This is a genomic window from Streptomyces sp. NPDC087440 (assembly GCF_044744005.1).
Classification (GTDB): domain Bacteria; phylum Actinomycetota; class Actinomycetes; order Streptomycetales; family Streptomycetaceae; genus Streptomyces.
Genome location: NZ_JBIUXN010000035.1, coordinates 57,064 through 68,264, shown reverse-complemented (window position 1 = coordinate 68,264; position 11,201 = coordinate 57,064). Strand labels below are relative to the sequence as shown.

Here is an 11,201-nt window from a genome sequence, read left to right as displayed (position 1 = left end):
GGCCAGGGGCGGCACCCGGGTGGGCCGGGAGCGGGAGGGGCCGCCCCCTTGCCCGCCCGTCCCGCCCCCGGGGGGCGGCCCCGCCGCCCAAGGCGACGAGGGAGAGGGGGTGAGGCGGCCCCGCCGCCCAAGGCGGCTAGGGAAGCGGGGGAAGGCGGTCCCGCCGCCCAAGGGGGCGGGACGGCGCAGAGCGAAGCCCAGGGGGCGGGGCTCCGCCACAGGGAGCCGGGCGGGGGGCTCGGGGGCCTGGGGCAGCAGGCCCGAGCCCTCCGGTGTCAGCCCTTGGTGGCACCCGCCGTCATCCCACTGACCAAATGCTTCTGGGCGAACACAAACACCACCCCCGCCGGAATCGCAATCAGCACCGACGCCGCCGCCATCGGCCCCCACTGACTGCTGTACTGGTTCACGAACTTCTGCAGCCCGCCCGCCAGCGTCATGTTCTCGTCCCCGACCAGGAACGCCGACGCGTACGCCACCTCGCCCCACGCCGTGATGAACGAGTAGAACGCCGTCACCGCGATCCCCGGCTTCGCCAGCGGGAGGATCAGCCGCCAGAAGGTCCCGAACGGGGTCAGCCCGTCGACCATCCCCGACTCGTCGATCTCCTGCGGAATCCCGTCGAAGAAGCCCTTCATCATCCAGGCGCAGAAGGGCACCGAGATCGTCAGATACGTAATGACCAGCCCCATGGGCTGATTCAGCAGCCCCAGCTTCGCCATGATGTTGTAGATCGGCACGATCAGCACGGCCACCGGGAACATCTGCGTGATGAGCAGCGTCCACATCAGCCCCCGCTTCCCGGGGAAGCGGAACCGGCTGATCGCGTACCCCGTCGTCGCCGAGACGAAGACACCGATGACCGTCGAAAGCCCGGCGATCAGCAGCGAGTTGCCGAACCACGTCAGGAACGGCGTGTCACCGATCAGCCGCGTGTAGTTCTCGAAGGTCGTCTCGCGGACGAAGTCCGTGGTCGTCGCGTACTTCGCGGGCTTGAGCGACGTCAGCAGCACCCACAGCACGGGGAAGACGGCGACGATCGACGCGACGACCAGCGTGGCGTGCAGCCCGAAGGAGGCCAGCGGCGACCGCCGTTCCCGCAACTGGACGTTGGCCTTCTGCCCCGTCACCAAAGTAGAGGTGGTCACCAGACGTCTCCCTGCTTACGGAGCACTCGCCGGTACACGGCGGCGAAGAGCATCAACAGCACCAGGATCAGCACGCCCCACGTGGAGGACTGCGCGAAGTCGCGCGGGCTGATCTCGAACGAGAACTTGTAGGCCTGCGTGACGAGGATCTGTGTCGCCTCGCCGGGCCCGCCCCGGGTGAGCAGGAAGATCACCGGGAACATGTTGAAGGTCCAGATCGTCGACAGCAGCACCACCGTCGTGCTCACCGGCCGCAGTCCCGGCATCGTGATGTGCCGGAAGCGCTGCCAGGGCGAGGCCCCGTCCATCTCCGCAGCCTCGTACAACTCCCCCGGAATGGACTGGAGTCCACCCAGCAGCGCGACCATCATGAACGGAATCCCGAGCCAGACGTTCACGGAGATCACCGCGAACTTGGCCCACGTCGGGTCGTTCAGCCACGGCACCGCGTCGATGCCGCCGCCCGCGAGGAGCTTGTTGAGGAGCCCGTTGTCCTGGTTGTAGAGGAACCGCCAGGCGAAGACCGACACGAAGCCCGGCACCGCCCACGGCAGGACCAGCAGCATCCGGTAGAAGGCCCGGCCGGCGATCTTGCGGTTGAGGATGTTGGCCAGCGCCAGCCCCAGCGCGAAGGTGATCGACACGCAGGCGACGGTCCACAGGACCGTCCACCCGAGCGTGCTCAGGAACTGGTCCCCGGTCAGGGCGTCCTGGTAGTTGTCCAGACCGACGAACTCGTACGTGGCGGGCAGCTGGTTCACGCCGATCGAGCGCTCGACGTTGCGCTCGTTGGCGTTGGTCAGCGACAGGTAGACGCCGCGGACCAGGGGGTATCCGATGATGACGCCGATGACGACCACGACGGGCGCGACCATCGTCCAGGCGTACCAGTGGGTGGAGAAGGACCGGCGGAGCCTGCCCGGAGTCCTCCCGGGCGCGGCGCCCTTCGTCGTGGGACCGGCCTCGCGGTTCGGGCCGCGGGAGACGGTGGCGTCTCCCGCGGCCGTCGCCACCGGCCGACCGGTGTCAGCGGCAGCCATCAGGTGTTACTTCCAACCCTTGAGGAGCTTGCGGTACGCGTCACCGGCGGCCTTGGTGCCCGCCTCCGGCGTGGTCTGGCCGGTGAGGACCTTGGTGTACTCGGTGACCAGGGGCGCGAACAGGCTGCCGGTCTCCGGGATCCACGGGCGCTCGACGGCCTTCTCGACGGCCGGCTTGAAGAAGCCCACGATCTCGTTCTTGGCGACCTCGGGCTGCGCGTAGACCGAGGTGCGGGTCGGCAGGAGGTTCAGCTCCTTGGTGACCTGGGCCTGGACCTCGGGCGAGGACATGTACTCCACGAAGGCGTACGACGCGTCGAGGTTCTTGGAGCCCGCGTACACGGCCAGGTTGTGGCCGCCCTGCGGGGCGCCCTGCTTGACGGAGCCGGCCGGGACCGGGGCGATGCCCAGGTTGGACTTGTCCTTGAACTGCTCGCCCGCGTAGGTGTCGGTGAGCGCCCACGGACCGTTGATCATCATGGCGACGTCACCGGCCTTGAAGGCCTTCTGCTGGTTCTCGTAGCCGTCGGTGGCGTCCGTCTTGGCGGTGCCCGAGTCGACGAGGTCCTTGGCGACCTTCATGGCCTTGACGCCGGCCGCGTTGTCGATGGTGACGGTCTTGGTCTTGGCGTCGACCAGGTCGCCGCCCTCGCCGTAGAGGAACGGCAGGAAGAAGTACGCGTCGTCGCCGCGCAGGTAGAGACCGGTCTTGCCGGACTTCTCCTTGACCTTCTTCGCGGTCTCCTTCAGCGAGGGGATGTCCTTGGGGACGTCCGCGCCCGCTTCCTTGAGCATCTTCTTGTTGTAGAAGATGCCGAGCGAGTCGATGACCTGCGGGACGGCGTACGTCTTGTCCTTGTACTTCGTGGACGCCGCAGCCTGCGGAAGGAAGTCGTCCGCGTTCTTCAGGGCGGTGGTGCCGTCGAGCGGGGCCAGGTAGCCGAGGTCCGCGAAGTCCGGGGTCCAGGCGACCTCGGAGCGGATCACGTCGGGGGCGCCCGAGCCCGCCTGCGCCGCGTTCTTGAACTTGTTCTGGGCGTCGCCGAAGGGCACGTTGATGTACTTGACGGTGACCTTGGGGTGCTTCTTGGTGAAGTCCTCGGCGATCTTCTTGAAGACCTTGTCCTCGCTGCCGACGGTCGAGGTGTCCCACCAGGTGACCTCACCGGAGAGCTCGCCGCCCGAGCCCTTGGACTGCTTGTCGCCGTCGCCGCCGCCGCACGCGGTCGCCGCGAGCGCCAGGGTCGCGACCAGGGCGGTGGCTGCTATGCCACGTCGCATCTGAACTCCTTCAACTGCCGTACCGCTCCGTCGCGGCGCCGGGTCGTGGAGGAACGTAACAAGCCTGAAAGAAGACCGAAAGAGTTTGCGGGAAATTTCTGCAAGAAGCGGTCGGACGTTACCGCCACGAGACCGGACGGTGTCCGTCGGATGCCTTGATTCACAGGCCAGAGCGGGTTTCGCGGGCTTTCGGAAGTGTTCGGTGTCACCTTCGCAAGAACTTGCAGGACGGGTTACTTTCAGCCCCGCCCGGCGTTGATCCGGGAGCCGGACCCACTCCCCCGCTCCTCGCCCCCGCCTCCGCACGAAAGGGACCGTCCCCATGACGCGCCGCCCCACGCCCCCCACCGATCCCCGCACCGCCCCGTCGGGCTCCTCGGGGTGGTGGCGCGACGCCGTCATCTATCAGGTGTACGTCCGGTCCTTCGCCGACAGCAATGGGGACGGCGTGGGAGATCTGCCGGGAGTGCGCGAGCGCCTCCCGCACCTGGCCGCCCTCGGCGTGGACGCGGTGTGGCTGACCCCCTTCTACGCCTCCCCGCAGGCGGACGGCGGCTACGACGTCGCCGACTACCGGGCCGTCGACCCGCTCTTCGGCACCCTGGACGACGCCGTCGAACTCATCGACCGCGCCCATGAGTTGGGCATCCGGGTCATCGTCGACGTGGTCCCCAACCACACCTCCGAGCAGCACCCCTGGTTCCGCGCGGCCCTCGCCCAGGGCCCCGAGCGCACCCGCTACCACTTCCGCCCCGGACGGGGCACGGACGGCGAACTCCCCCCGAACGACTGGGAGTCCGTCTTCGGTGGCCCCGCCTGGACCCGCACCACCCGTCCCGACGGCACCCCCGGCGACTGGTACCTCCACCTCTTCGCCCCCCAGCAGCCCGACCTCAACTGGGACGACCCCGCCGTGCACGCCGAGTTCGACTCCGTCCTGCGCTTCTGGCTCGACAGAGGCGTCGACGGCTTCCGGATCGACGTCGCCCACGGCATGGTCAAGGCCGCCGGAATGCCGGACATCGGGGCCCGCGAGCAGGCCAAGATGATCGGCTCCCAGGTGCTGCCCTTCTTCGACCAGGACGGCGTCCACACCATCCACCGCGCCTGGCGCCGCCTCCTGGACACGTACGACGGCGAGCGGATCGGCGTCGCGGAGGCCTGGGCCCCCTCCGCCGAGCGGCTCGCCCTGTACGTGCGCCCCGACGAGCTGCACCAGGCGTTCAACTTCCAGTTCCTGACCTGCCCCTGGGACGCGGCGGCGATGCGCACCGTCATCGACGCCTCACTCGCCGCGACCGGCTCGGTCGGCGCGCCCACCACCTGGGTGCTGTCCAACCACGACGTCGTACGCCACCTCACCCGCTACGGCGGCGACGACCACGCGCGGGGCCTGCGCCGGGCCCGCGCCGCCGCGCTGCTCATGCTGGCGCTGCCCGGCTCCACGTACCTCTACCAGGGCGAGGAGCTGGGCCTGCCCGAGGTGAGCGACCTGCCCGACGCCGTCCGCCAGGACCCGTCCTTCTTCCGCAGCGACGGCCAGGACGGACTGCGCGACGGCTGCCGGGTGCCGCTCCCCTGGACACCCGAGGGACCCTCGTACGGATTCGGCGACGGCGGCAGCTGGCTCCCGCAGCCCGAGGAGTGGAAGCGGCTGAGCGCGGCGGCGCAGCAGGGCGTGGCGGACTCCACCCTGGAGCTCTACCGCAAGGCCCTGACCGTACGGAAGGAACTGCCCGGCCTCGGGGACGGCGCGATGCGGTGGCGGCCGTCGGCGGACGGGCTGCTCGATTTCGTACGGGACGGCTTCCGCTGCACCCTCAACGCCGGCTCCGCCCCCGTCGAACTCCCCTCCCCCGGACGGCTGCTGGTCGCATCCGCCGAGGTCGCGGACGGCCCGGGTACGGGCGTCGTGCTCCCGGCCGATACCTGCGCTTGGTGGGCAATCTGACACGCGCCCGGTAAGGTCAACGGTCATGACCGCACGGCTAGCCGACATCGCAGCCCAGGCGGGGGTCAGCGAAGCGACGGTCAGCCGGGTCCTGAACGGCAAGCCCGGTGTTGCCTCGGGCACCCGCGAATCCGTACTCGCCGCACTCGACGTCCTCGGGTACGAGCGCCCGGTCCGGCTGCGCCGGCTGAGCGCGGGCCTCGTCGGGCTGATAACCCCCGAACTCGAGAACCCGATCTTCCCGGCGCTCGCCCAGGTGATAGGGCAGGCGCTGACCCGCCAGGGCTACACCCCGGTGCTCGCCACCCAGACGCCGGGCGGCTCCACCGAGGACGAGCTGACCGAGATGCTGGTGGCCCGGGGGGTCTCCGGGATCATCTTCGTCTCCGGGCTGCACGCCGACACCACCGCCGACATGCAGCGCTACGAGCAGCTGCGCGCCCAGGGCGTGCCCTTCGTCCTGGTCGACGGCTTCTCGCCGAAGGTGCAGGCCCCGTTCATCTCGCCGGACGACCGGGCGGCCATGCGGCTGGCGGTCACGCATCTCGCGGCGCTCGGGCACACCCGGATCGGGCTGGCGGTCGGGCCGAAACGGTTCGTTCCCGTACTGCGCAAGATCGAGGGCTTCCGGGCCAGCATGCAGGAGCGGCTCGGGCTGTCGGCGGAGGAGGCCGAGGAGCTCATCCAGCACTCCCTCTACACGCTGGAGGGCGGGCAGGCCGCCGCGTCCGCGCTCATCGAGCGGGGCTGCACGGCGATCGTCTGCGCCAGCGACATGATGGCGCTCGGCGCGATCCGGGCCGCCCGGCGGCTGGGTCTTGAGGTGCCGAAGGACGTGTCGGTGGTCGGGTTCGACGACTCGCCGCTCATAGCGTTCACCGACCCGCCGCTGACCACCATCCGCAAACCGGTGACGGCCATGGGCCAGGCGGCCGTACGGGCCCTGCTCGAAGAGGTCGGCGGGACGCCCGCGCCGCACAGCGAATTCGTGTTCATGCCCGAGCTGGTGGTCCGGGGGTCCACGGCCTCCGGTCCCCGGCAGTGAGTAGTACCTGAGTCGTAGACCGGGCAGGCCAGAACCCTCCGAGGGATGATCGTGCGCGGATAACGATCTGGCAGACTCTCGTGCCATGGGTGAAGCGACGACGAGAACCGAGGCAGGCCAGGAGGCAGGCCCCGACCAGGGCAGGCGTGCCACCATTCCGTCACCCAAGGTGAGCGAGGACGGGGCCGGTGCGTCCGGCTCCGCGCCGTCCGGTCGCCTGGCCCGCGCGGGCCGTGCCGTCGTCGCGCTGGCCGGGCGGGTACGCTCGCCGCGGCGGCCGCGCATCTGGTTCGAGATCCTGCTGATCCTCGTCAGCTACTGGATCTACTCGATGATCCGCAACGCCGTCCCCGAGCAGAAGGCAAAGGCGCTCGCCAACGCCGACTGGATCTGGAAGGTCGAGAACGACCTCGGGATCGCCGTCGAAAAGACGATCAACCACGCGGTCGACTCCGTGACCTGGCTGATCGTCGGCATGAACTACTACTACGCGACGCTGCACTTCATCGTGACGATCGGCGTGCTGGTGTGGCTGTACCGGTGGCAGCCGGGGCGGTACGCGGCGGCGCGCACGATCCTCTTCGCGACGACCGGTGTCGCCCTGGTCGGCTACTACCTGTACCCGCTGGCCCCTCCCCGTCTCATGAACGGCGGCGGGTTCGTCGACACCGTGCTGGTGCACCACACGTGGGGGTCGATGGCGTCGGGCGACCTCAAGCACATGTCGAACCAGTACGCGGCGATGCCGTCGATGCACATCGGGTGGTCGACGTGGTGCGGGCTGACGATCTTCTTCCTGGCGTCGGCGCCGTGGGCGCGGATCCTCGGGCTCCTCTATCCGACCCTCACGCTGGTCGTGATCGTGGCCACCGCCAACCACTTCTGGCTGGACGCCGTCGGGGGGCTCCTCTGTCTCTCCTTCGGATACGCGGTGGCTTACGCGTGGTACGGGTCCCTGCCCCACCGCCTCCCCAAACTGGTCTCCTCCGGCCCGGGCCGAGGCCTCCTCCCGGCCCGCGCCTGACCCTCTCTCCCGGGCCCCCTGCCCCTCCCGGGGCCGTCCGCCCGTACGGTTCACAGCCACCCCCTCGACTCCCCCCTCTTGCCGCCCCGCCCCCTCGGGCTCCGCCCTGTGCCACCCCGCCCTCTCGGGCCACTCGGCCCCCTCGGGCTCCGCCTCTCGCCGCCCCGCCCCCCTCGGACTCCGCCCGAGCCCCCTTGGGCGGCGGGACTGCCCTCCCCACCCTCCCCCGTAGCCCCCCCTTGGCGGCGGGGCCGCCCTCACCCTCCTCCCCCGTAGCCCCCTTGGGCGGCGGGGCCGCCCCCCGGGGGCGGGACGGGCGGGCAAGGGGGCGGCCCCTCCCGCTCCCGGCTCACCCGGGTGCCGCCCCTGGCCGAGCACCTGCGCCGGGTGCGCGTCCAAGAGGGCCCCGGCCCGCCCCCGTACCGGACATGCGACCCCGCCCTGCCCAGGCAGAAGAGGCCCCGGACCCGCCCCTCCACCTAAAGCGCTCGCCGCGCGGCTATTGGACGGTTCCCTGCGGGTGCGTCGTGGCTGGGCGCGCAGTTCCCCGCGCCCCTAGGGTGCGCCCCCGGCGGAAGCGAGGTGCACAGCCCGCGCGGCGGAGCCGCAGGCTGAGCGCAGCACCGCACCGTCAACAGGGCCCGGCCCCGGGCCCCCAGCGGCCCGCGCGACTAGGCTCAGGAGTCGTACCCCCGCACGCCCACCGCCCAAGGGACCCGCATGACCGTGCCAGGCCGCCGCAGCAGCACCTTCACCCGTCTCATCCGGCACGGCTTCACCGACCCCTCCACCGCCGAGCGCCTCCTCGGCGAGGACTCCCTCGCCCTCGTGCGCCACGACCCCGTCCTCCTCGACGCCCTCGGCGCCACCGCCGACCCCGACCTGGCCCTGCTCGGCCTCGTCCGCCTCGCCGAGGCGCAGGAGGACGAGGTGCAGCGGCACGAGTTCCTGCGCACCCTCGTGTCCGCGAAGCCGTTGCGGGACCGGCTGCTCGGGGTGATGGGCGCCTCCGAGGCCCTCGCCGACCACCTGGCCCGCCACCCCGGCGACTGGCACGCCCTCCTCACGTACGAGGCCGCCGACCTGCACCCCGGGGTGGCGGAGTTCGAGCGGCACCTCGCCGTCGCCGAGGACCCGGTCGCCCTCCGCGTCGCGTACCGCCGCTGCCTGCTGTCGATAGCGGCACGGGACGTGTGCGGGACCACCGACGTGGCGGAGACGGCGGCCGAGCTGGCCGACCTCGCGACGGCCACCCTCCGGGCCGCCCTCGCCATCGCCCGCCGCGCCGCCCCCGACGACGCCGCCCTGTGCCGTCTCGCCGTGATCGCGATGGGCAAGTGCGGCGGCCACGAGCTGAATTACGTCTCCGACGTGGACGTCATCTTCGTCGGCGAGGCGATCGAGGGCGTCGACGAGGACAAGGCCATGCGGGCCGCGACCCGCCTCGCCTCGCACCTCATGCGGATCTGCTCGGAGACCACGGTGGAGGGCACGATCTGGCCGGTCGACGCCAACCTCCGCCCCGAGGGCCGCAACGGGCCCCTCGTCCGCAGCCTCTCCAGCCATGTCGCGTACTACCACCGCTGGGCGAAGACCTGGGAGTTCCAGGCCCTCCTGAAGGCCCGCCCGGTGGCCGGTGGCCTCTCCCTCGGCGAGGAGTACGTCGAGGCCCTCTCCCCCATGGTCTGGCAGGCCGCCGAGCGCGAGAACTTCGTCTCCGACGTGCAGAAGATGCGCCGCCGGGTCGTCGACAACATCCCCGCCGGTCAGGTCGAGCGCGAGCTCAAGCTCGGTCCGGGCGGGCTGCGGGACGTCGAATTCGCCGTACAGCTCCTGCAGTTGGTGCACGGCAGGAGTGACGCGTCCCTGCACAGCGGGACCACCCTCGAAGCGCTTCAGGCGCTCGCCGCCGGGGGGTACGTCGGCCGGGCGGACGCCGCCCAGCTCGACGCGTCGTACCGCTTCCTGCGCAAGATGGAGCACCGCATCCAGCTCTACCGGCTGCGCCGCACCCATCTCGTACCGGAGGACGAGGGCGACCTGCGCCGTCTCGGCCGTTCGCTGGGGCTGCGCGGGGAGCCGGTGACCGAGCTCCAGCAGGCGTGGCGGCGGCACGCCTCCGTCGTACGCCGTCTGCACGAGAAGCTCTTCTACCGGCCGCTGCTCGACGCGGTGGCCCAACTCGCCCCGGGCGAGGCCCGGTTGAGCCCGCGTGCGGCGGGCCAGCGCCTCCAGGCGCTCGGTTACGCGGACCCGGTCGGCGCCCTGCGCCACCTGGAGGCCCTCTCCTCCGGCGTCACCCGCAAGGCCGCCATCCAGCGCACCCTGCTCCCCGTGCTGCTCGGCTGGTTCGCGGACTCCGCCGACCCGGACGCGGGCCTGCTCGGCTTCCGCAAGGTCTCCGACGCGCTCGGCAAGACACCGTGGTACCTGCGGCTGCTGCGCGACGAGGGCGCGGCGGCGGAGAACCTGGCCCGCGTCCTGTCCGCCGGCCGTCTCGCCCCCGACCTCCTGCTGCGCGCCCCCGAGGCCGTCGCCATCCTCGGCGACCCCAAGGGCCTCACCCCGCGCACCCGCGAGCACCTGGAGCAGGAAGTCCTGGCGGCGGTCGGCCGCGCGGACGGCGCGGAGGCGGCCGTCGCGGCGGCCCGTGGCGTACGCCGCCGCGAACTCTTCCGCACCACGGCCGCCGACATCATCGGCTCGTACGGTACGGAGGACAGCCCGGCGGAATCCGATCCCGGCGCCCTGGTCGACCGCGTCGGCAGCGCGGTCACCGCGCTCAATGCGGCCACCCTCGCCGGCGCCCTGCGCGCGGCCGTCCGCGCCCAGTGGGGCGACGAACTCCCCACCCGCTTCGCCGTCATCGGCATGGGCCGCTTCGGCGGCCACGAACTCGCCTACGGCTCCGACGCCGACGTCCTCTTCGTCCACGAACCCCGTGAGGGCGTCGACGACCACGAGGCGGCACAGGCAGCCAACAAGGTCGTCGCCGAGATGCGCCGCCTGCTCCAACTCCCCACCTCGGACCCGCCGTTGCTGATCGACGCGGACCTGCGCCCGGAGGGCAAGAGTGGCCCGCTCGTCCGCTCCCTGAAGTCCTACGAGGCCTACTACCGCCGCTGGTCGCTGGTCTGGGAGAGCCAGGCCCTCCTCCGTGCCGAACCCATGGCGGGCGACGTGGACCTCGGCCGCCGCTTCGTCGACCTCATCGACCCCTTGCGCTACCCGGCGGAGGGCCTGGGCGACGACGCGGTCCGCGAGATCCGCCGCCTGAAGGCCCGGATGGAGTCCGAGCGCATGCCGCGCGGCGCCGACCCCACCCTCCACACGAAACTCGGCCGGGGCGGCCTGAGCGACGTCGAATGGACCGTCCAGCTCCTCCAGATGCAGCACGGCTGGGCCGAACCCGGCCTGCGCACCACCCGCACCCGCGAAGCCCTGCGCGCGGCGCACGCGGCGGGCCTGATCCCGGCCGAGGAGGCCCAGATCCTGGACGACGCGTGGGTCCTGGCCTCCCGCGTCCGCAACGGAGTGATGCTGGTGCGCGGCCGGGCCGGGGACACCTTCCCCTCCGACGGCCGCGAACTGGCGGCGATGGGCCGCTACTTGGGCTACGGAGAGGGCCACGTGGGCGACATGCTGGACGACTACCGCCGCATGACGCGCAGGGCGCGGGCAGTCATGGAGGACCTCTTCTACGGGGCGTGAG

At 71.4% G+C, this 11,201-nt stretch carries 7 protein-coding genes; 4 read left to right on the top strand and 3 right to left on the bottom strand.

Features of this window, described 5'->3' with window-relative positions; genetic code table 11:
* Positions 1-275: 275 nt before the first annotated feature.
* From ACIO3O_RS40920 to ACIO3O_RS40910, 3 genes are read right to left on the bottom strand one after another with little or no spacing between them, the layout of a single operon-like run.
* Positions 276-1,151, bottom strand: coding sequence for a sugar ABC transporter permease (locus ACIO3O_RS40920; protein ID WP_401755498.1), 876 nt, complete (start codon positions 1,149-1,151; stop codon positions 276-278).
* The gene (locus tag ACIO3O_RS40915) at positions 1,145-2,188 is read right to left on the bottom strand and encodes a carbohydrate ABC transporter permease (protein ID WP_401755484.1); all 1,044 of its coding nucleotides are present in this window, start codon (positions 2,186-2,188) and stop codon (positions 1,145-1,147) included. The genes ACIO3O_RS40920 and ACIO3O_RS40915 overlap by 7 nt, the downstream gene beginning before the upstream one ends.
* Before the next feature lie 6 nt (positions 2,189-2,194).
* Positions 2,195-3,469 carry an extracellular solute-binding protein gene (locus ACIO3O_RS40910; protein ID WP_401755481.1) on the bottom strand — a complete coding sequence of 425 codons (1,275 nt, stop codon included), beginning with the start codon at positions 3,467-3,469 and terminating at the stop codon, positions 2,195-2,197.
* 322 nt (positions 3,470-3,791) lie between these two features.
* Between ACIO3O_RS40910 and ACIO3O_RS40905 the strand changes: the two genes are divergently transcribed.
* The 4 genes from ACIO3O_RS40905 to ACIO3O_RS40890 all read left to right on the top strand — a co-directional run bounded on the left by ACIO3O_RS40905 (position 3,792) and on the right by ACIO3O_RS40890 (position 11,200).
* Positions 3,792-5,420, top strand: coding sequence for an alpha-amylase family glycosyl hydrolase (locus ACIO3O_RS40905; protein WP_401755478.1), 1,629 nt, complete (start codon positions 3,792-3,794; stop codon positions 5,418-5,420).
* A 25-nt stretch (positions 5,421-5,445) separates the two neighbouring features.
* A complete protein-coding gene (locus ACIO3O_RS40900) occupies positions 5,446-6,465 on the top strand; it encodes a LacI family DNA-binding transcriptional regulator (RefSeq protein WP_401755475.1) in 1,020 nt (339 codons plus the stop codon).
* A gap of 85 nt (positions 6,466-6,550) precedes the next feature.
* A complete protein-coding gene (locus ACIO3O_RS40895; protein WP_401755473.1) occupies positions 6,551-7,489 on the top strand; it encodes a phosphatase PAP2 family protein in 939 nt (312 codons plus the stop codon).
* A gap of 720 nt (positions 7,490-8,209) precedes the next feature.
* Positions 8,210-11,200, top strand: coding sequence for a bifunctional [glutamine synthetase] adenylyltransferase/[glutamine synthetase]-adenylyl-L-tyrosine phosphorylase (locus ACIO3O_RS40890; protein ID WP_401755470.1), 2,991 nt, complete (start codon positions 8,210-8,212; stop codon positions 11,198-11,200).
* Position 11,201: the final 1 nt, after the last annotated feature.